At 55.6% G+C, this 21,738-nt stretch carries 17 protein-coding genes and 1 pseudogene; 12 read left to right on the top strand and 6 right to left on the bottom strand.

Annotated elements, in window-relative coordinates:
* Positions 1-103: 103 nt before the first annotated feature.
* Entirely contained in the window at positions 104-1,111 is a 1,008-nt protein-coding gene (gene galR, locus WLO31_RS16390) for an HTH-type transcriptional regulator GalR (RefSeq protein WP_435927690.1), read from the bottom strand.
* 197 nt (positions 1,112-1,308) lie between these two features.
* Complete coding sequence (locus WLO31_RS16385) at positions 1,309-1,539, bottom strand: hypothetical protein (RefSeq protein ID WP_435927689.1); 231 nt, start codon at positions 1,537-1,539, stop codon at positions 1,309-1,311.
* 58 nt (positions 1,540-1,597) lie between these two features.
* Here WLO31_RS16385 and aas point away from each other — a divergent pair, with 58 nt between their 5' ends.
* Both aas and lplT read left to right on the top strand, forming a co-directional pair.
* On the top strand, positions 1,598-3,748 hold the full coding sequence (gene aas / locus WLO31_RS16380; RefSeq protein ID WP_435927688.1) for a bifunctional acyl-ACP--phospholipid O-acyltransferase/long-chain-fatty-acid--ACP ligase: 2,151 nt from the start codon (positions 1,598-1,600) through the stop codon (positions 3,746-3,748).
* Positions 3,741-4,937 carry a lysophospholipid transporter LplT gene (lplT, locus tag WLO31_RS16375; protein ID WP_435927687.1) on the top strand — a complete coding sequence of 399 codons (1,197 nt, stop codon included), beginning with the start codon at positions 3,741-3,743 and terminating at the stop codon, positions 4,935-4,937. The genes aas and lplT overlap by 8 nt, the downstream gene beginning before the upstream one ends.
* 77 nt (positions 4,938-5,014) lie before the next feature.
* Here lplT and WLO31_RS16370 read toward each other — a convergent pair.
* The 4 genes and pseudogenes from WLO31_RS16370 to mutH form a co-directional block, all read right to left on the bottom strand.
* A pseudogene (locus WLO31_RS16370) lies at positions 5,015-6,054 on the bottom strand (NADP(H)-dependent aldo-keto reductase).
* Positions 6,055-6,198: 144 nt separating this feature from the next.
* Entirely contained in the window at positions 6,199-6,417 is a 219-nt protein-coding gene (locus WLO31_RS16365) for a YgdI/YgdR family lipoprotein (protein ID WP_435927686.1), read from the bottom strand.
* A 126-nt stretch (positions 6,418-6,543) separates the two neighbouring features.
* Positions 6,544-7,257: a TerC family protein gene (locus WLO31_RS16360; RefSeq protein ID WP_435927685.1), complete on the bottom strand. Its 714-nt coding sequence runs from the start codon at positions 7,255-7,257 to the stop codon at positions 6,544-6,546.
* A 71-nt stretch (positions 7,258-7,328) separates the two neighbouring features.
* Entirely contained in the window at positions 7,329-8,015 is a 687-nt protein-coding gene (gene mutH, locus WLO31_RS16355) for a DNA mismatch repair endonuclease MutH (protein WP_435927684.1), read from the bottom strand.
* A 684-nt stretch (positions 8,016-8,699) separates the two neighbouring features.
* Here mutH and rppH point away from each other — a divergent pair.
* The 10 genes from rppH to ptrA all read left to right on the top strand — a co-directional run bounded on the left by rppH (position 8,700) and on the right by ptrA (position 21,717).
* Positions 8,700-9,230 carry an RNA pyrophosphohydrolase gene (rppH, locus tag WLO31_RS16350; protein ID WP_034498067.1) on the top strand — a complete coding sequence of 177 codons (531 nt, stop codon included), beginning with the start codon at positions 8,700-8,702 and terminating at the stop codon, positions 9,228-9,230.
* Positions 9,231-9,242: 12 nt separating this feature from the next.
* A complete protein-coding gene (gene ptsP / locus WLO31_RS16345; protein ID WP_435927683.1) occupies positions 9,243-11,489 on the top strand; it encodes a phosphoenolpyruvate--protein phosphotransferase in 2,247 nt (748 codons plus the stop codon).
* Positions 11,490-11,660: 171 nt separating this feature from the next.
* A complete protein-coding gene (gene lgt, locus WLO31_RS16340) occupies positions 11,661-12,536 on the top strand; it encodes a prolipoprotein diacylglyceryl transferase (RefSeq protein WP_435930641.1) in 876 nt (291 codons plus the stop codon).
* Between the two features lie 6 nt (positions 12,537-12,542).
* Positions 12,543-13,337 (top strand): thymidylate synthase, encoded by a 795-nt coding sequence (gene thyA, locus WLO31_RS16335; protein WP_435927681.1) that lies wholly within the window; start codon positions 12,543-12,545, stop codon positions 13,335-13,337.
* A 183-nt stretch (positions 13,338-13,520) separates the two neighbouring features.
* Positions 13,521-13,994 carry a prepilin peptidase-dependent protein gene (locus tag WLO31_RS16330; protein WP_435927680.1) on the top strand — a complete coding sequence of 158 codons (474 nt, stop codon included), beginning with the start codon at positions 13,521-13,523 and terminating at the stop codon, positions 13,992-13,994.
* Positions 13,985-14,545 carry a prepilin peptidase-dependent protein gene (locus WLO31_RS16325; RefSeq protein WP_435927678.1) on the top strand — a complete coding sequence of 187 codons (561 nt, stop codon included), beginning with the start codon at positions 13,985-13,987 and terminating at the stop codon, positions 14,543-14,545. The genes WLO31_RS16330 and WLO31_RS16325 overlap by 10 nt, the downstream gene beginning before the upstream one ends.
* Positions 14,545-14,970, top strand: a complete 426-nt coding sequence (locus WLO31_RS16320; protein WP_435927677.1) for a DUF2509 family protein — start codon at positions 14,545-14,547, stop codon at positions 14,968-14,970. The genes WLO31_RS16325 and WLO31_RS16320 overlap by 1 nt, the downstream gene beginning before the upstream one ends.
* Complete coding sequence (locus WLO31_RS16315) at positions 14,967-15,293, top strand: prepilin-type N-terminal cleavage/methylation domain-containing protein (protein ID WP_435927676.1); 327 nt, start codon at positions 14,967-14,969, stop codon at positions 15,291-15,293. Before WLO31_RS16320 ends, WLO31_RS16315 begins: the two co-directional genes overlap by 4 nt.
* Positions 15,294-15,300: 7 nt before the next feature.
* Entirely contained in the window at positions 15,301-18,678 is a 3,378-nt protein-coding gene (gene recC, locus WLO31_RS16310) for an exodeoxyribonuclease V subunit gamma (RefSeq protein WP_435927675.1), read from the top strand.
* 150 nt (positions 18,679-18,828) lie between these two features.
* Positions 18,829-21,717 (top strand): pitrilysin, encoded by a 2,889-nt coding sequence (gene ptrA, locus WLO31_RS16305; RefSeq protein ID WP_435927674.1) that lies wholly within the window; start codon positions 18,829-18,831, stop codon positions 21,715-21,717.
* Positions 21,718-21,738: the final 21 nt, after the last annotated feature.

Here is a 21,738-nt window from a genome sequence, read left to right as displayed (position 1 = left end):
TAACACAGGTGCCAGAAGGGTAAGGTCAGGCATGCGGTTTCATCCGCGTAAATGTCTAACCAGGATCACGCTTTTCAACAATGCCCATGAAGCGGCAGGGGGTTTACTCCCCCGCTGGCGCAATCACCGAATGACGGCGCACAAGCGTAGGGCTAAAAATGTGTGTGGTTTCGGGAAGCGGACGGTTTTCCGCCAGCGCCATCGCCAGTTCGGCGGCCTGGGTCGCCATGGTAATAATCGGGTAGCGCACGGTGGTGAGTCGCGGGCGCACATAGCGTGAAATCAGCACGTCATCAAAGCCAATCAGCGAGATCTCTTTCGGCACGTCAATACCGTTGTCGTTCAGCACGCCCATCGCCCCGGCCGCCATCGAGTCGTTATAGCTGGCGACGGCGGTAAAGTTTTTACCCCGGCCAAGCAGTTCGGTCATCGCCTGTTCACCGCCGCTTTCATCCGGCTCGCCAAAGGTCACCAGACGATCGTTAATCGGGATACCGTGCTCTTTTAGCGCGTCGTAATAACCCTGCAGGCGGTCTTCCGCATCGGAGATCGGATGGTTGGAACAGAGGTAGCCAATTTTTTTATGGCCCTGCTGAATCAAATGGCGCGTGGCAAGCCAGGCGCCGTAGCGGTCGTCCAGCGCCACGCAGCGCTGCTCAAAACCGGGCAGGGTACGGTTGATAAGCACCATGCCCGGCATCTGCTTCATTAGCGAAATCAGCTCGCTGTCGGGGATTTTTTTAGCATGCACGACCAGGGCGGCGCAGCGGTGGCGAATCAGCTGTTCGATGGCCTGGCGCTCTTTTTGTTCGTTGTGATACCCGTTGCCAATCAGCAGAAAGTTGCCGGTGCGATAGGCCACCTGCTCAACGGCTTTTACCATGGCGCCAAAGAAAGGGTCTGAAACGTCGCCCACAATCAGGCCAATTGTTTCCGTTGTCTGTTGGGCTAGCGCGCGGGCATTGGCGTTTGGATGGTAATTAAGCGTTTCCATCGCACAGGTTACAGCCTGACGCGATGCGTCGCTGGCCTTCGGCGAATCGTTAATCACACGGGACACCGTGGCGACAGAGACGCCTGCCAGCCGTGCTACATCCTTAATCGTCGCCATAATCTTATTCCGGTTGGGTAAGCGTTTACACAAGCTTAAGTGTTACGGAAAAGCCGCGTCACTTCAAGGGTGCGATTGTCGCCGCGCCCGCAAACCTGGAGAAAACTACCCGCTCAGGCGTGTAATAGTTACACGCCCGTTTTAGCGGAGTTCAGGCGCAGCGGCAAAACCTGACATGTGTCAGATTTTTAATAATTTCAGGCAAAATTTTTGCTTACAGTTTGCAGTGCGCTGTTGCGATTTCGGCATGGCGCAAGAGGCTGCGCCACTGCTACATTTGTAATCCCAGAGGTATTGATTGGTGAGAATTCTTCGTACGCTGTGTGTACAATTCTTCTTGCACCGACCTGCGCAGATGCGCAGGTTTTTTTTTGCTTTTTTTTCGTGCCTGCACCTTCACCTTCACTCGCTCCTGCAAAGCTAGTCATGTACTCTTCAGCCACTACAATTAAGTCTTTGTGCCGATTAACGACAAAGGGAGTTGATATGCTGTTAGGTTTTTTCCGCGCGCTGTTTCGCATTCTGTTTCGGGTGCGCTTAACGGGCGATACCGGTGTGCTCACCTTGCCGCGCGTGCTGATTGTTCCCAACCATGTCTCTTTTATCGACGGTATCCTGCTGGCGCTGTTTCTACCGATTCGCCCGGTCTTTGCCGTTTACTCCTCCATCAGCCAGCAGTGGTATATGCGCTGGCTGAAACCGCTGATCGATTTTGTGCCGGTCGATCCCACAAAGCCGATGTCGATTAAACATCTCGTGCGTCTGGTAGAGCAGGGCCGTCCGGTGGTTATCTTCCCGGAAGGGCGTATTTCGGTTACCGGCTCGCTGATGAAAATCTACGAAGGGGCGGGTTTTGTGGCCGCTAAAGCGAACGCCACGGTGATCCCGCTGCGTATTGACGGCGCGGAGCTGACCTTCTTTAGCCGCCTGAAAGGTCTGGTAAAACAACGCCTGTTTCCGCGTATCAGCCTGCATATTCTGCCGCCGACTTCCGTTCCGATGCCGGATGCTCCGCGCGCGCGCGACCGCCGCAGGATGGCGGGTGAAATGCTGCATCAGATTATGATGGAAGCGCGTATGGCGGTGCGCCCGCGTGAAACGCTGTATGAGGCTTTGCTCGCCGCGCAGTACCGTTATGGCTTGCGAAAAAACTGCATTGAAGATATCAATTTCAAACCGGACACTTACCGTGCGCTGCTGACTAAAACGCTGTTTGTCGGGCGCATCCTTAATAAATACAGCGAGCCTGGCGAAACCATCGGCCTGATGCTGCCGAATGCGGCAATCAGCGCGGCGGTGATATTTGGCGCATCGTCCCGCGGCCGCATTCCGGCGATGATGAACTACACGGCGGGCGTAAAAGGGCTGACCAGCGCCATTACCGCCGCGCAAATCAAAACGGTGTTCACCTCGCGCCAGTTCCTCGACAAGGGCAAACTGTGGCATCTGCCAGAGCAGCTTACTCAGGTGCGCTGGGTCTTCCTGGAAGATCTTAAAGGAGACGTCACCGCCGCCGATAAACTGTGGATCTTCGCGCATCTATTCGTGCCGCACCTGGCGCAGGTGAAACAGAAGCCGGAAGATGCCGCGATGGTGCTGTTTACCTCAGGCTCCGAGGGCAATCCAAAAGGCGTGGTGCACAGCCATAAAAGCCTGCTGGCGAACGTCGAACAGATCCGCACCATTGCGGACTTTACCGCTAATGACCGCTTTATGTCGGCGCTGCCGCTGTTCCACTCCTTCGGCCTGACCGTTGGCCTGTTTACGCCGCTGCTGACCGGGGCGGAAGTGTTCCTCTATCCAAGCCCGCTGCATTATCGCGTGGTGCCTGAGCTGGTTTACGACCGTAACTGCACGGTGCTGTTTGGCACCTCAACGTTCCTCGGTAATTACGCGCGTTTCGCCAATCCTTATGACTTCTTCCGCCTGCGCTACGTGGTTGCAGGGGCCGAGAAACTTCAGGAGAGCACAAGGCAGCTGTGGCAGGACAAATTCGGCCTGCGCATCCTGGAAGGCTACGGCGTAACTGAATGTGCGCCGGTGGTGTCGATTAACGTGCCGATGGCCGCCAGGCCCGGCACCGTTGGGCGCATTCTGCCCGCGATGGACGCTCGCCTGATGGCCGTTCCCGGTATCGAAGAGGGCGGCCGCCTGCAGCTTAAAGGGCCGAACATCATGAACGGCTACCTGCGGGTGGAAAACCCGGGCGTGCTTGAGGCGCCAGCGGCGGAAAACGCGCTGGGCGAGCTGGAAAAAGGCTGGTACGACACCGGCGATATCGTGAAATTTGATGAGCAGGGATTCTGCATTATCCAGGGCCGCGCTAAGCGCTTTGCCAAGATTGCCGGCGAGATGGTCTCGCTGGAAATGGTCGAGCAGGTGGCGCTGGGCGTCTCCCCGGACAAAATGCACGCCACCGTTATTAAAAGCGATGCCGCAAAAGGGGAAGCGCTGGTATTGTTCACTACGGACAGCGAGCTGAACCGTGAAAAATTAATGCGCTACGCCCGTGAACACGGCGTGCCGGAGCTGGCCGTGCCGCGCGATATTCGCTGCCTTAAACAGTTACCGGTGCTGGGCAGCGGCAAACCGGACTTCGTCACCCTGAAGGCGCAGCTGGAGGCTGAGGATGCGTGAGAATGCGCTAAACGACGCTTCTTTATGGTCAAAAGGAATGAAAGCGGTCACGGCGGCGCAGTTTCTGTCCGCCTTTGGCGATAACGCTTTGCTGTTTGCCACGCTTGCGGTGCTCAAGCAGCAGTTTTATCCGGACTGGAGCCAGCCGGTGCTGCAAATGGTCTTTGTCGGCGCGTACATTCTGTTTGCGCCTTTCGTGGGGCAGATTGCGGACAGCTTCGCAAAAGGGCGAGTGATGATGCTTGCTAATAGCTTAAAGCTCGCGGGCGCCGGGGTTATCTGCCTGGGGCTGAATCCTTTTATTGGCTATACGCTGGTGGGCATCGGCGCGGCAGCTTACTCGCCGGCGAAGTACGGCATCCTCGGTGAATTAACTACCGGCGATCGTCTGGTAAAAGCCAACGGCATCATGGAGTCTTCCACTATTGCCGCGATTTTACTGGGTTCGATGGCGGGCGGCGTGCTGGCCGACTGGCATCTTCTCGCCGCGCTGGGCGTTTGCGTGCTGGTTTACGCGGGCGCAGTGGTCGCCAATATTTTCATTCCAAAACTTGCTCCGGCCCGTCCGGGACAGTCATGGCGCTTCACGCCGATGACCCGCAGTTTCTTCACCGCCTGCCGCACGCTGTGGCGCAACGGCGAAACGCGTTTCTCCCTCGTCGGCACCAGCCTGTTCTGGGGGGCAGGCGTGACGCTGCGTTTTCTGCTGGTGCTGTGGGTGCCCGTCGCGCTGGGAATAAACGATAACGCCACGCCAACTTATCTGAATGCGATGGTGGCGGTAGGCATTGTGATGGGAGCAGGCGCCGCAGCGAAGCTGGTGACGCTTGAAACCGTGGCGCGCTGTATGCCTGCCGGGATTTTAATCGGTGCAGGCGTGCTGTTCTTCGCATTGCAGCATGCGCTGCTGCCATCTTATGCATTGCTGTTGCTGATTGGCGTGCTCGGCGGCTTCTTCGTGGTGCCGCTCAACGCGCTGTTGCAGGAGCGGGGCAAACAAAGCGTCGGGGCAGGCAATGCGATTGCGGTGCAGAACCTGGGTGAAAACACCGCGATGCTGCTGATGCTCGGCCTGTATTCGCTGGCGGTGAAAACCGGCGCGCCGATTGTCGGTATTGGCGTCGGGTTTGGCGCGGTGTTTGCACTGGCGATTGGCGGGCTGTGGATTTGGCAGGTTCGTCAGAAGTAGCGTTTAACGCGGTGGCGCACTGCTTAATACCTGCAAAGCAGGTCGGGTAAGCAGGGCGCCACCCGCCGTTACTTACATCAAGGCGCCGGATAGGTGTAAACGCGATGCACCGCTTCCAGCTCCTCAATCACCTCTTCGCTCAGTCCAGGTGCAGGCTTTCAAGGTTGGTTTTTAGCTGATCCAGCGTCGTTGCGCCCAGCAGCGTGCTGGCGACGAACGGCTGACGACGCACAAACGCCAGCGCCATCTGCGCCGGATCCAGATTATGACGTTTTGCCACATCCACATAGGCCGCTACCGCCAGCTGAGCCTGTTCACCGCTGTAGCGGGTAAAGCGGCTAAAGAGCGTATTGCGCGCGCCGGCAGGCTTCGCGCCGTTCAGGTATTTCCCCGTTAGCGTACCGAAGGCCAGGCAGGAATAGGCAAGCAGCTCTACGCCTTCGCGCTGGCTGATTTCCGCCAGACCCACCTCGAAGCTGCGGTTAACCAGGCTGTACGGATTCTGAATAGTGACAATACGCGGCAGGTCGTGTTTTTCCGCCAGCTGCAGGTAGCGCATCACGCCCCAGGGCGTTTCATTCGATACGCCGATATAACGAATCTTTCCCGCGCGCTGGAACTCTGCCAGGGCCTCCAGCGTTTCCAGCAGCGTGACGGGAACCGCGTTATCCGTCCAGCTGTAGCCCAGCTTGCCGAAGCAGTTGGTGGCGCGCTGCGGCCAGTGAACCTGGTAAAGATCCAGGTAATCGGTTTGCAGGCGCTTCAGGCTGGCGTCCAGCGCGTCGCGGATATTCCTGCGATCCAGAATCTGGTTTGGGCGGATCCCGGCGTCATTATTGCGGCTGGGGCCGCTGACTTTGGAGGCGAGGATAAGCTTATCGCGACTGCCGCTTTTTTTAAGCCAGCTGCCGACGTAGGTTTCGGTCAGGCCCTGGGTTTCCGGGCGCGGAGGGACGGGATACATTTCGGCGACGTCAATCAGGTTCACGCCCTGGCTTACGGCATAATCAAGTTGAGCATGGGCATCGGCTTCGCTGTTTTGTTCACCGAACGTCATGGTTCCCAGCCCCAGCGTACTAATCTCAAGCGAGCTATGGGGAATACGATGATAGTGCATTGCCGGCTTCCTTATTCTTCTACCAGACCACATCAGGCAAACGCCCGACAAAATGGATTAATAACATGGCAGAGGGGAAGCAAAAGCGAAAGGGGGGAGAGGTAAGAAAAGTATTCAGGCCAGCGAGCCGCTGACCTTCAGGGCCTAGCGTTCAATAATTTGCGAAACGTCGTCGCGGTTGATTTGCATCTCGTTACCCTGGCTGTCGCGATAGCTTACCAGCCCGGTTTCATCATCAATCTGCGGCTTACCGTCGGTAAGGATCATGCGGCCATCTTTGGTTGCCATCACGTAGTCGCTGCTACAGCCAGAAACGGTGAATGCCAGACCGATAGCGGAAATGACAACTGCCCATTTTTTCATTGTTATTCGCCTCGTCAGGAATGAAATGCCCTACATAGTTTAGTAATAACTTTTTAAAAGCGAGGAGATAAGCAGGAAATTCTTAAAATAAATCAGGGGAAAGCGTAAAACTTCCCCCTGAGCGGGCTAGAGCGGATTTTTTTTGTTGCGGATAAGGTTGAGGCTTTCGACCGCGATGGAGAAGAACATCGCAAAGTAAATGTATCCCTTCGGCACATGAACATCGAAGCTTTCAAGGATCAGCGTAAAGCCGACCAGCAACAGGAACGCCAGGGCAAGCATTTTCACCGACGGGTGACGGTCAACGAAATCGCCAATGGCGCGTGCCGCGAACATCATTACCCCAACGGCAATAATCACCGCGGCCATCATAATAAAGAGATGGTCTGAGAGACCGACCGCGGTGATCACCGAATCCAGGCTGAAAATAATATCCAGCAGCATGATTTGCACGATAGCGCCGATGAACGAGTGAACGTTGGTTTTAAGTCCTTCTTCTTCCCCTTCAATAGACTCGTGAATCTCTTTGCTGGCTTTCCAGATCAGGAACAGACCCCCAAGCAGCAGGATTAAATCCCGCGCCGAGATCTCATTACCCATTACCGTAAACAGCGGCGTGGTTAAGCGAATAACCCACGCAATGGAGGCCAGCAGCGCCAGGCGCATAATCATGGCGGCGCCTAAACCAAGCCGACGAGCTTTTTGCTGCTGCTCTTTAGGGAGCTTTGCAACGACCAGAGAGAGGAAAATAATATTGTCGATACCCAGAACGATTTCCAGAATCGTCAGCGTGCCTAACGCCATCCACGCATTGGGGTCGGAGATCCATGCAAACATCAAAAAAGTCCTGCCAAAAAATGAAAACGCTAATTATAAGCGCGTGCCGGAAAGGGAGTACAAGTTTATTAATGCTACAGATGAAAATGCCGTGCCAGAAGCCGCGCGGTGAAGTTCTTTTTCAGATAAAAGCCCCGCGGCAGCGTAAGGATACGCGCGCCTTCGGTGCCTATGGCTTCGGTGAGCGCTTTAGCGTTAGCGGCTTTCGGGCGCAGCTGCAGCACTTCGCCGTGACGGGCGGTAATGCGCTCTACCTGGCCCAGCACGATTAAGTCCATCAGTTCTTCCCAGTCCAGCCTGAGTTGACGATCCTCTTCTTCTGACGGTTCCCACAGCAGCGGCGCACCCACGCGGCGTTCGGCAAGAGGAATTTGCCGTTCGCCTTCTACCGGTATCCACAGCACCCGCTTCAGCTTATGGCGCACATGGCTGGTTTCCCACACCACGCCCGTGTTGCCGGTGAGAGGGGCGACGCAGACGAAAGTGGTTTCCAGCGGGCGGCCCTGCTGATCAATCGGGATCGTTTTTAGCTCAATGCCCAGTGCTGCGAAGTCCTGCTCCGGTTTGCTTCCCGCGCTCGCACCAAGCCAGAGCTCCAGCAAAATGCCGATCCAGCCCTTATCGCGTTTCAGGTCAGGCGGAATGGCAAGGCCTGCCAGCGCGGCCAGTTCTCCCAGCGTATAGCCGGCAAGGCGCTGAGCCTGGGCTAATAAAACCTGTTCGTTTTCCGGCGGATGAAGCAAGGGACGTAGTAAGTGCATAACCTGAGCTGCCATGTGGTTAAAAAATGACCGTGGTTTACCCACAGCGTGGAAATAGTTTAGCGCGTCGGGAGTGAAGATATCAATTGCATGATTTTTAATAGATTTTTTTTAAAATTCGCGCATATTGTACGGTGTGAAAAAATCTTTTCCAGATCTGGTCACCGGCAATGAACAGGATCTTACACCAGGTTATCCACAGAAAAATGGGATAAGTGGGTAAAACCGCGACTACTGGTTCGATTTACAGCCTTGACTGAGGGGTGAAACACATTTTTTCAACGAATTGTGCCTGACTTATTGGCACAATCTGTGGATAAAAACGTCATTGTACGATCTTTCAGCAGCCGCCGATCCTTGCGTGTGATGCACATCACGTTATGAAGCCTGTGAACAACTTTTTTATCTTTATTTTACTGAATTATAGTGATTTTTATAAAGGGTGGGATTGTTCTTAATTTAAGTTATCAGAAGTTGTCCCGAGCGTATGGGCTAGTTTTTCACAGTGATATCCACAGAAAAAGTGAATAAAAGCGGGGCGTGTTACGCTTATCTGTTTATAACTCAGGGTAAATTTGTGAGTTATTCAACATTTATTCGTTAATGTTCGCCGTTAAGAGTGGTTTACCGCCTGAGGCTTGTATGAAACAATCGCTGCAATCCAGGTTTATTTGAGGTAGTCCGGTGATCGATGATGATGGCTACCGCCCGAATGTTGGTATTGTAATCTGTAACCGGCAAGGGCAGGTGATGTGGGCCAGACGTTTTGGTCAGCACTCCTGGCAGTTTCCTCAGGGCGGCATCAACCCTGGCGAATCTCCTGAGCAGGCGATGTACCGTGAGCTTTTTGAAGAAGTTGGTTTACAGCGAAAAGATGTCCGCATCCTCGCCTCGACCCGCAACTGGTTACGTTACAAATTACCGAAACGTTTGGTGCGTTGGGACACAAAGCCGGTTTGTATCGGCCAGAAACAAAAATGGTTTCTTTTGCAGCTGATAAGCTCTGATAACGACATCAATATGCAAACCAGCAGTACTCCGGAGTTTGACGGCTGGCGTTGGGTGAGTTACTGGTACCCAGTACGTCAGGTTGTCTCCTTTAAACGCGATGTTTATCGTCGGGTGATGAAAGAGTTTGCCAGTGTCGTTATGCCGCTGCAGGAAGTTACGCCACCACGCAATAACGCGCCTGCATGGCGACGTAAAAGAGGTTAAGTCACGCAAAAAATGCTCACCCGTTTGCGAGAAATTGTTGAAAAGGTAGCCAGCGCCCCGCGCCTCAATGAGGCGCTGGATATTTTGGTTACCGATATCTGCCTTGCGATGGATACCGAGGTCTGTTCGGTTTATCTCGCAGACAGCGATCGCCGTTGCTACTACCTGATGGCGACAAAAGGGCTGAAAAAACCACGCGGACGCACCATTACCCTCGCATTTGATGAAGGCATTGTCGGGCTGGTTGGACGACTTGCCGAACCTATCAACCTTGCGGATGCCCAGAAACACCCCAGCTTTAAATACGTGCCAGCGGTAAAAGAAGAGCGTTTCCGCGCTTTCCTTGGCGTGCCTATTATCCAGCGGCGTCAGCTGCTGGGCGTGCTGGTCGTTCAGCAACGCGAACACCGTCAGTACGACGAAAGCGAAGAGTCTTTCCTCGTGACGCTTGCCACGCAAATGGCAGGCATTCTCTCCCAGTCACAGCTTGCCGCGCTGTTTGGTCAGTATCGGCAGACGCGAATTCGGGCGCTTCCCGCATCGCCAGGCGTGGCCATTGCCGAAGGCTGGATGGATTCCACGCTCCCGCTTATGGAGCAGGTATCGGAAGCATCAACGCTCGATATCACTCTTGAGCGCGAGCGTCTTACGGCGGCGCTTGAAGAAGCGGCAAATGAATTTCGTCGCTACAGCAAACGCTTCGCGGCGGGCGCTCAGAAAGAAACCGCCGCTATTTTCGATCTTTACTCCCACCTGTTGACCGACGCGCGGCTGCGCCGTGAGCTGTTCGACGAGGTGGATAAAGGTTCGGTGGCGGAGTGGGCGGTCAAAAAGGTCGTAGAAAAGTTTGCCGAGCAGTTTGCCAGCCTGTCGGACAGCTACCTGAAAGAACGCGCAGGCGATCTAAGAACGCTTGGGCAACGCCTGCTGTTCCACCTTGACGACACCATTCAGGGGCCGAACACCTGGCCGGAGCGTTTTGTTCTGGTTGCGGATGAACTCTCGGCGACCACCCTCGCGGAGCTGCCGCAAAACCGACTTGCCGGCGTTGTAGTGCGCGACGGCGCAGCAAACTCCCACGCCGCCATTATGGTGCGGGCGTTAGGCATTCCGACGGTAATGGGGGCCGATATCCAGCCCTCGGTGCTGCATCGCCGCACGCTGGTAGTGGATGGCTATCGCGGCGAGCTGCTGGTCGATCCTGAGCCGGTGCTGCTGCAGGAATATCAGCGCCTGATCAGTGAAGAAAACGAGCTAAGCCGCCTTGCGGAAGACGATGTGGACATGCCTGCGGCGCTGAAAAGCGGCGAGCGCGTTCAGGTAATGCTCAACGCAGGCCTGAGTCCGGAACATGAAGAAAAGCTCGGTAGCCGCGTCGACGGCATCGGGCTGTACCGCACCGAAATTCCGTTCATGCTGCAAAGCGGCTTCCCTTCTGAGGAAGAGCAGGTTGCCCAGTACCAGGGCATGCTGCAGATGTTCATCGAGAAGCCCGTAACGCTGCGTACGCTGGACGTCGGCGCGGATAAACAGCTGCCGTACATGCCGATCAGCGAAGAGAACCCTTGTCTCGGCTGGCGTGGTATCCGTATCACGCTCGATCAGCCAGAGATCTTCCTGGTGCAGGTCCGCGCTATGCTGCGAGCCAATGCGGCGACAGGAAACTTAAATATTCTGCTGCCGATGATTACGAGCCTGGATGAGGTGGACGAAGCGCGCCGCCTTATCGACAGAGCCGGACAGGAAGTGGAAGAGATGCTGGGCTACACGCTGCCGAAACCCCGCCTCGGCGTGATGGTGGAAGTGCCGTCCATGGTCTTTATGATGGAGCATCTCGTCGGACGGGTTGATTTTATCTCTGTCGGTACTAACGACCTGACGCAATATTTGCTGGCCGTCGACCGCAACAACACCCGCGTCGCCAGCCTGTACGATAGCCTGCATCCGGCTATGCTGCGCGTGCTGCAGCATATAGCCTGCGAGGCCGGGCGCCATGAGATTGATCTGTGCCTGTGCGGTGAAATGGCGGGCGATCCGATGTGCGTTGCGTTGCTGGTGGGCATGGGCTACCGGCATCTTTCCATGAATGGTCGCTCGGTGGCACGCGTCAAGTATCTGCTGCGCCATATAAATCTTGAAGAGGCGCAGCTTCTGGCAGCGCGCAGCCTTGAAGCTCAGCTGGCAACAGAGGTCCGTCATCAGGTCTCTTCGTTTATGGAGCAGCACGGCATGGGCGGGCTGATTCGCGGCGGGCGCTAAAGCGCCCGATGCCCTGTTTTACGCCCGGCATTACAGATCTTTTACAACTTCGCGGACTTAATCGGCGCGCCCTTTATGCTATGATTCGCCGCTTTCGGAGCGCACCGGCAGCGGTGCGTACTTGCAGCCTGCCTTTCTTAACCGGCGGGATAACAATGGTTTGTGATGACTATGAATAGTGGCTATCTTCGGTTCCCTGAATTTGACCCGGTGATCTTTTCCGTCGGGCCTGTCTCCCTGCACTGGTACGGGATGATGTACCTGGTTGGGTTTGTTTTTGCCATGTGGCTGGCCGGACGCCGCGCCAGCAAACCAGGGAGCGGCTGGACCAAAAATGAAGTAGAAAACCTGCTGTATGCCGGCTTCCTTGGGGTCTTCCTCGGCGGGCGTCTCGGCTACGTCTTTTTCTACAACCTGCCTGTTTTCCTTGCCGATCCGCTATATCTGTTCAAAGTCTGGGACGGCGGCATGTCCTTCCATGGCGGCCTGGTCGGCGTTATCTGCGTCATGATTTGGTTCGCGCGCCGTACCAAACGTAACTTCTTCCAGGTGGCTGATTTTATTGCTCCACTGATTCCTTTTGGCCTTGCCGCCGGCCGCCTTGGCAACTTTATCAACGGCGAACTGTGGGGCCGGGTCGATCCTGACTTTAAATGGGCAATGCTCTTCCCGGGTTCACGCAGCGAAGATATCGGCCTGCTGGCAACGCATCCTGAATGGCAGCCGCTGTTCAACACCTACGGCGTACTGCCGCGTCACCCTTCGCAGCTTTACGAGATGGCGCTTGAAGGTATCGTGCTGTTCATCATTCTGAATCTGTTTATCCGTAAACCACGCCCGATGGGGGCGGTTTCTGGCCTGTTCCTTATCGGTTATGGCGCGTTCCGCATCATCGTAGAATTCTTCCGCCAGCCGGACGCCCAGTTTACCGGCGCGTGGGTGCAGTACATCAGCATGGGGCAGATCCTCTCGATCCCGATGATTGTCGCCGGTGTCATTATGATGCTCTGGGCGTATCGCCGCCGTCCGCAGCAGCAGCTTTCGTGAGGTAACATGCAACAGTATCTTGATTTGATGAAAAAAGTGCTTGCGGAAGGCACGCCAAAAAATGACCGTACCGGTACCGGCACGCTGTCGATTTTCGGGCATCAGATGCGTTTTAATCTGCAGGATGGTTTCCCGCTGGTTACCACGAAACGTTGTCATTTGCGCTCCATCATCCACGAACTGCTGTGGTTCCTTAAAGGCGACACTAACGTTGCCTATCTGCGCGAAAATAACGTCACTATCTGGGACGAATGGGCAGATGAAAAGGGCGATCTCGGGCCGGTGTACGGCAAACAGTGGCGCTCATGGGCAACGCCTGATGGCCGCCATATCGATCAGCTCGCCACGGTGCTTAACCAGCTGAAAAACGATCCGGACTCGCGCCGCATCATCGTCTCTGCCTGGAACGTGGGCGAGCTGGACAAAATGGCGCTGGCGCCTTGCCACGCTTTCTTCCAGTTTTATGTGGCCGATGGCAAACTCTCCTGCCAGCTCTACCAGCGCTCCTGCGACATCTTCCTCGGCCTGCCGTTTAATATCGCCAGCTACGCGCTGCTGGTGCATATGATGGCGCAGCAGTGCGGGCTTGAAGTCGGCGATTTCGTCTGGACGGGCGGCGACACGCACCTGTACAGCAACCACCTTGAGCAGGCTAACCTACAGTTGACTCGCGAGCCGCGTGCGCTGCCAACGCTGGTTATCAAGCGCAAGCCCGAATCGCTTTTCGACTACCGCTTTGAAGACTTCGAGATTGAAGGCTACGACCCGCATCCTGCGATCAAAGCGCCTGTCGCGATTTAATGCCGACAGACTGACATACCCGGCGCCTTTGTGCGCCGCTTTTTTTTACCCTCTTTTTAGCTTTTCGCGTTCCCTCCCTGAATCTGTGTAACCCTCTGCAAATGCGCATATTTTCTTCGGCATATCTCGATGAAATTTAATTGCGCAGTAGCAGCCTTTTTTCACGCCAGGCACACTCCTGGAATGAAAAGAAAGCAGCGTGGTTTTAGCCTGACGGAAGTGATGCTGGTCATGGGAATTATCGTGACGCTGAGCGCGGGCGGCATATACGGCTGGCAGAAATGGCAGCAGCAGCAGCGGTTATGGATAACCGTACAACGGGTGCGTAGCTTTCTGCAGCAGCTGCGCAGCGATGCTAACTGGAAAAACGTAGATCACCTGCTTAGGTTGAGCCATTCAGGTTCCCGGTGGTGTCTGTCCAGCCATCTTGCGCCGGATACCCAGTGTAAAAGCGCATCCCGCTGGCAACTGATGCAACCTTTTGCGGAGGTGGAGATGGTGGAGATAACGGCAGGCGCCGGCTTCTACGGGATACGAAACACGGCATGGCCCGGCCATCTGATTTTGCGAAGCTCCGCCGGGGAGTGGCAGGTCATACTCTCTGCCTGGGGACGCATTCGCACCTGTAAAACCGGCGAGGCTAAAAAATGCGGCTGAAGCAAAGAGGGTTCACCTTACTCGAAACGCTGATCGCCATGGCGCTGAGCAGTATTATTTTGTCTGGCGCAGGGCGGCTTTTCCCGGCGCTTCAGCGAGGCGTGCTGCTGCAATATCAGAAAGAAAACTTGCGGGAATCGCTCTGGCAACTGGCGTTTGGTATAGGAAAACACCTGCAGCGCGCGGGCTACTGCCACGGGGAATGCAGCGGAAAAGGTTTAACACTCCTCAAAAGAGGGGAATGTGTACTGGTACAGTGGGACATCAACAGCAACGGCCAGTGGGAACCCGCCGGGCACGCTGAAGCTGAAGCCACAGGGTTTCGGCTACACAATGGCAGCCTGGAAACGCTAAAGGGAGCGGCTGCCTGCGAAGGCAGCGGCTGGGAGAAAATAACGGATCCGGAATCGGTGGCAATAAAGCATTTCTCAGTATCCCGCTTAGCGCGTAATTCCTGGCAGCCGCTGCTGGAAATTAAGCTGGATGCTTCGTTGCAGGGAGGCGCGCAGCCCGTCTCGTTAAGGCATATCGTTGTGGGATATAACCTGTGATGCGCCGCCAGCGAGGCAGCAGCTCTCTGGCCTTCGTCCTGTTGCTTTTTTCCTTAGGCATGCTGATGCTCAACGGGCTACAGCAGCAGCTCAATCAGCAGCAGCAGAGCGTTGCCAGCGAGATTAACTTGCTAAAACAATATTCCGAGGCTGCATCTGCACTCGCCTGGGGAGGCCAGCAGCGCTGGCAGGCGACAAGCTCGTGGCAGTGCCAGCAGCAAGCGATGGCATGGCGGGCTTGCATATTATCGACGGACAAAGGAGAGACGTTAATGGCGGCGCAAAAGCTTTCCGCAGAGGATGAAAACCCGGTTACGCTGTGGCGCTGGGGAAGCCTTGAGGATTCACGCTGGCGTGCTGCGCCTCATGGCTGGCTCGACTTCTGCCCGTTCAGAGAGGCCGCCCGGTGTCAGCTTCCCAGGTGAAAGCAAAGCAAAGCGGGTTTAGCCTGCCTGAGGTGCTATGTTCGCTGGTGCTTTTTGCCATCGTGATGGTGGCGCTACCCGGCTACTACCGCGTATTACAACAAGGTTTTCAGGCCCAATGGCAGTTTCGCCAGCTGTGGCGTCTGGCCGTTGAAATGAGTGAACCGCAGGCGCCGGATCCCCCAGCTGCATGGAAAGTCATCAGACAGCAGACATCTGCGGCAGGATGTGTCAGCATCGCCGTTAATATTACCAGCCCTGCGGGCCGCACCGGAAAGCTGTCGCGGCTGCATTGCGCGCAGGAAGAGAAAAGTCAGGAGTAGCGATTCTATGTTGCGTGTTTACCATTCCAACCGCCTTGATGTTCTGGAAGCCATCATGGAATTTATCGTGGAAGGGCAGCCACTTCCCGATCCGTTCCAGCCAGAGGTGGTGCTTGTGCAGAGCACGGGGATGGCGCAATGGCTACAGATGACGCTGGCGCAAAAGTTTGGTATTGCCGCCAACATCGCTTTTCCGCTGCCGGCGAGCTTCATCTGGGATATGTTTGTTCGCGTGCTGCCGGAGGTGCCTGAGCAGAGCGCGTTCAGCAAACAGAGCATGAGCTGGAAACTCATGAAGCTTATCCCCGACATGCTCGAACGGCCTGAGTTTGCGCTGTTGCGGCACTACCTTACCGAAGACGATAACGGTCGCAAGCTCTTCCAGCTTGCTTCACGCATTGCGGATCTCTATGACCAGTATCTGGTATATCGCCCCGGCTGGTTAAGCAAATGGGAGGCGGGCGAGCTGGCGGACGATGCGGGCGAGGGGCAGCTCTGGCAGGCATCGCTGTGGGCCGCGCTTGTGCAACATACCCGTGAGCTCGGCCAGCCAGCGTGGCACCGTGCGAACCTTTATCAACGCTTTATCAGCACCCTGGAGAAGAGCGATACGTGCCCGGCGGGTCTGCCGCCGCGTGTTTTTATCTGCGGTATCTCTGCTTTACCGCCCGTTTATCTCCAGGCCCTTCAGGCGCTGGGTAAGCATATTGAAGTCCATCTTTTATTTACCAACCCTTGCCGCTACTACTGGGGCGATATTAAAGACCCGGCCTATCTTGCGCGGTTAATCAGCCGGCGGCGCCGCAGCCATTATAAGGCCGGCAATATGTTGCCCTTGTTTAAGGATAACCAGACGGCTTCTTCGCTGTTTAACGATGATGGCGAGCAGGATTTCGGAAACCCGATGCTGGCCTCGTGGGGAAAGCTTGGCCGCGACTACACCTTCCTGCTGTCTGAGCTGGAACAGTTCGAAGAGATCGACGTTTTTGTCGATATCGAGCCGGATAATCTGCTGCACAGCCTGCAGTTTGATCTGCTTGAGCTGCAAAACAATGCGGTGACGGGGCTGACGGAAGAGGAATATCTGCACAGCCGCGATAAAAAAAAGCTGGATCCTGACGACCGCTCCATCACTTTCCACGAGTGCCACAGTCCGCAGCGAGAAGTGGAAGTGCTCTACGACCAGCTCCTGGCAATGCTTGATGCCGATCCCTCGCTGACGCCGCGCGACATTATCGTCATGGTTGCAGATATCGACAGCTACAGCCCGTTTATTCAGGCCGTGTTTGGCAACGCAGCAACGGATCGCTGGCTGCCCTTTGCTATTTCCGACCGGCGCGCAAGCCAGGCGCATCCTGCACTCCAGGCTTTCACCACTTTGCTTTCTCTGCCGAACAGCCGCTTTATGGCAGAAGACGTGCTGGCACTGCTCGAGGTGCCGGCCCTGGCCGCGCGCTTTGCCATCAATGAAGAAGGGCTGCGATATTTACGCCTGTGGGTAAATGAATCGGGCGTGCGCTGGGGCATTGATGACGACAACGTGCTTGAGTTCGATCTGCCGGCCACCGGGCAACATACCTGGCGTTTTGGCCTGACCCGCATGCTTTTGGGCTACGCCATGGACAGTAAGGCGGGCGAGTGGCAGTCCGTGCTGCCTTATGACGAATCCAGCGGTTTAATTGCCGAACTGGTGGGGCAGCTGGCAGAACTGCTGATGCAGCTTAACCGCTGGCGGCAGGCGCTTTCTGCTGAAAGGCCGCTCTGTGAATGGGTGCCGGTGTGTCGCGAACTGCTTGAGTGTTTCTTCCTGCCGGACCAGGACACCGAGGCGGCGCTGGCGCTTATCGAAGTGCAATGGCAGGAGATGATTAAGCACGGCCTGGATGCGCACTATCAGCAACCCGTCCCGCTCAGGTTATTGCATGATGAACTGGCGCAGCGGCTCGATCGGGAGCGTATCAGCCCGCGTTTTCTCGCCGGTCCGGTAAACTTCTGCACCCTGATGCCGATGCGCTCCATTCCCTTCAAGGTTGTTTGCCTGCTGGGGATGAACGATGGCGTTTATCCCCGCACGCTGGCGCCGCCTGGCTTCGACCTGATGAGCCAGAAATCACAGCGGGGCGACCGCAGCCGCCGCGACGATGACCGCTACCTGTTTCTGGAGGCCCTGAATTCGGCCCAGCAACGTTTTTATATCAGCTATATTGGGCGCTCCATTCAGGATAACAGTAAGCGTTACCCCTCCGTGCTGGTTGAAGAGCTGCTGAACTACATAGCCCAGAGCCACTGCCTGCCGCAGGACGCCTCGCGTACCTGTGATGAAAGCGCGGCAGGGGTAAAAGCACACCTTATTCATCAACACTGCCGCACCCCGTTTGACGCAGGCAATTTTATTCCCGTCTCCCACGGGCAAAGCTACGCCAGCGAATGGCTTCCTGCGGCCTGCGAGCAAGGTGAGGTCCATGCGCCGTTTATCCAGAGGCTGCAGGACAAACCCCCGGAAGAGATTACGTTAGAGCAGCTGCAGCGATTCTGGCGCCATCCGGTGCGCGCCTTCTTCCAGATGAGGCTGGGGATTAACTTCTGGCTCGATAAGACGGAGCTGCCGGATGCTGAACCTTTTGCGCTGGATAGCCTCGAACGTTTCCAGATGAATCAGCAGCTGCTCAATACCCTGATTGCCGGCGGCGATCCGCAACTGCTTTTCCGCCGTTATCGCGCCGCCGGGGCCCTGCCTTACGGGGCGTTTGGTGAAATTGCGTGGGAAAACCAGTTAACAGAAATGGAAGAGCTGTCTGAAAAAGTGATAGCTGAGCGGCAAAACGGCGCAAGCGTTGAGGTTGATTTAACGCTTGCGGGAACAAGGCTGGTAGGGTGGTTGTCGGATGTTCAGCCCGACGGCTTGCTGCGCTGGCGCCCTTCCGTGCTGAATGTCGCACATGGCCTGCAGCTGTGGGTGGAGCACGTCGTGTGGTGTGCAATGGGGGGAGAGGGCAGCAGCCGGATGTACGGGCGGAAATCCTCTCAATGGCGTTTCCCGTCGCTTGAGGTTGAGCAGGCAAAAAGCTATTTGCTGCAACTTATTGAAGGTTATCGTGAAGGCTTAAACCAGCCGCTTCTGCTGCTGCCAAATAGCGGCGGAGCGTGGATAAAAGCCTGTTATGACCAGGCGTTTGATGCCATTTTATGGGATGAACAAACGCAGCAGAAAGCCAAAAGCAAGCTGTTGGCGGCCTGGGAAGGCAACCTGATGGTGGAAGGCGAAGGCGCTGATGTCTGGCTGCAGCGCTTATACCGCACCCTGGATAATGACTATTACGATGCCATTATCCGCGAGGCTGAACGGTACCTGCTGCCGCTGTTCCGGTTCAATACCCCAGCATAATCTGTATAAAAATTGCGCGGCCCGGTAAGTTCATCTATGATGCGCAACCTGCTCAGGGCTGACGAAAAAAGTAACGGCGACGATAGCGAAGCAATTTAAAGTCGTTAATGATGAGTAAGTTAGGAATGTTCGTGATAATGAGGTTCGTGAATGCCTAAATGCAGCACCTGGTTCAAACCGCTTTTCTTGTTAGCTGCTCTTTGGGCACCATTAAGTCAGGCAGATACGGGCTGGCAGCCCCTCCAGGAAACCATCCGTAAAAGCGATAAGGATAATCGCCAGTATCAGGCAGTGCGTCTGGATAACAATATGACGGTTCTGCTGGTCTCCGACCCGCAGGCGGTGAAATCCTTGTCTGCGCTGGTGGTGCCTGTCGGATCGCTTGAAGATCCTGACGACCATCTGGGCCTCGCACACTATCTCGAACATATGACGCTGATGGGCTCAAAGAAATATCCACAGCCGGACAGCCTGTCTGAATTCCTTAAAAAGCACGGCGGCAGCCATAACGCCAGTACCGCGACCTACCGCACCGCCTTTTATATGGAGGTTGAAAACGATGCGCTGGCGGGTGCTGTCGACAGACTGGCCGATGCCATCGCTGAACCTAACCTGGCGCCGGAGTATGCCGATCGTGAACGTAATGCGGTTAACGCAGAGTTAACCTTAGCGCGCGCCCGTGACGGGATGCGTATGGCGCAGGTCAGCGCCGAAACGCTCAATCCGGCGCACCCCGGCTCACGTTTTTCAGGCGGTAATCTCGAAACCTTGCGCGATAAGCCGGGCAGCAAACTGCTGGACGCGCTGGTGGCGTTTCGCAACCAGTACTATTCCGCTAACCTGATGAAAGCCGTCATCTACAGCAATAAGCCTTTGCCTGAGCTGGCAAAAATCGCTGTGGATACCTACGGACGCGTACCTGATAAAAATATTGCAAAGCCGGTTATCACGGTGCCTGTGGTAACGGACGCTCAGAAGGGCATCATTATCCACTATGTGCCGGCGCTGCCGCGCAAAGTGCTGCGCGTCGAGTTCCGCATCGATAACAACAGCGATAAATTCCGCAGCAAAACCGATGAGCTGATCGGCTATCTGATTGGCAATCGCAGCGAAAACACCTTGTCAGACTGGCTGCAAAAGCAGGGGCTGGCAGACAGCATCCGCGCTGATTCCGATCCGCTAATCAGCGGCAACAGCGGGGTGTTCGCAATTTCCGTCTCCTTAACCGATAAAGGCCTGGCCCAGCGAGATGAAGTGGTTGCCGCCATTTTCAGCTATCTGAATAACCTGCGTCAGAACGGTGTGGATAAACGCTATTTCGACGAGCTGTCTCACGTGCTGGATCTGGATTTCCGTTATCCTTCCATCACTCGCGATATGGACTACGTCGAGTGGTTAGCAGACACCATGCTGCGTGTTCCGATCGAGCATACCCTGGACGCGGTAAATATCGCCGACCAGTACGATCCGGCAGCCATCAAAGCGAGGCTGGAGATGATGACGCCGCAAAACGCGCGCGTCTGGTATATCAGCCCGAAAGAGCCGCATAACAAAACCGCTTACTTTGTTGATGCCCCCTACCAGGTCGACAAAATCAGCGCACAGACCTTTAGCGACTGGCAGCAAAAAGCCGCGGCTATCAAACTGACCCTGCCGCAGCTGAACCCGTACATTCCGGATGACTTCACGCTTATCAAAGCGGAAAAAACCTATGCTCATCCGGAATTGCTGGTCAGGGAGCCTGGCCTGCGCGTGCTTTACATGCCGAGCAAATATTTCAGCCTTGAACCCAAAGCTGACGTGACGATGGTGCTGCGTAACCCACAGGCGATGAACAGCGCGAAAAATCAGGTCCTGTTCGCCCTAAACGACTATCTGGCCGGTATTGCGCTGGATGAGTTAAGTAACCAGGCGGCTGTAGGCGGCATCAGCTTCTCCACCAATGCGAACAGCGGATTAATGGTCAATGCCAACGGTTATACGCAACGCCTGCCGCAGCTGTTTGCAGCGCTGTTAAAAGGCTATTTCTCCTATACCGCAACCCAGCAACAGCTCGATCAGGCGAAGTCCTGGTATGCGCAAATGATGGACTCGGCGGATAAGGGCAAAGCCTACGATCAGGCTATCATTCCTGTCCAGATGCTATCTCAGGTCCCTTACTTCCAGCGGGAAGCGCGCCGTGCCCTGCTGCCGGACATAACGTTAAAAGACGTGCTTGCCTATCGCGATAGTTTAAAAAATAATGCTAAGCCTGAGTTCCTGGTGTTAGGCAACCTGTCTGCGGATCGGGCTAAAGCGCTGGCGCATCGGGTGCAAAGCCAGCTGGCTACCAAAGGTAGCGAGTGGTGCCGCAATAAAGATGTGCTGGTCGATAAACAGACGCTCGCGCTCTTTGAAAAAGCCGACAGCGGCACGGATTCTGCTCTGGCGGCGGTATATGTGCCTGAAGGTTACGACGAGACGGTCAGCACGGCCTACAGCGCAATGCTTGGGCAAATCATCCAGCCCTGGTTCTACAACCAGTTGCGTACCCAGGAGCAGCTTGGTTACGCGGTGTTTGCCTTCCCGATGTCCGTTGGGCGTCAGTGGGGCGTCGGTTTCCTGCTGCAAAGTAGCGATAAGCAGCCGGCTTATCTCTATGAACGCTTCCGGGCTTTCTATCTGACCGCAGAACAAAAGCTGCGCTCCATGAGCCCGGAAGAATTCGCCCAGATACAGCAGGGCGTCATCAGTGAAATGTTGCAGGCGCCGCAGACTTTGTCGCAGGAAGCTTCGCAACTGAGCAAAGATTTCGACAGGGGAAACCTCGCCTTCGATTCGCGTGATAAAGTAGTCGCCGAAATTAAAAAGCTGACTCCGCTTAAGCTTGCGGATTTCTTCCATCAGGCCGTGATTGCACCGCAGGGTGCGGCGATACTGTCGCAGGTTTCCGGCAGCCATAACGGCAAGCCGGAATACGCCTCGCCAGAAGGGTGGAAAACCTGGGAGGGAGTCAGCGGTCTGCAACAATCGTTGCCGCTAACAGACGCTAAGCCCTGAATAATTCGAGTGGCGACAGGG

Source organism: Dryocola sharpae (assembly GCF_051307055.1).
In the GTDB taxonomy this organism is placed as follows: Bacteria; Pseudomonadota; Gammaproteobacteria; order Enterobacterales; family Enterobacteriaceae; genus Dryocola.
The sequence above is the reverse complement of the archived record's forward strand: the minus strand, read 5'-3'. Positions and strand labels throughout refer to the sequence as shown.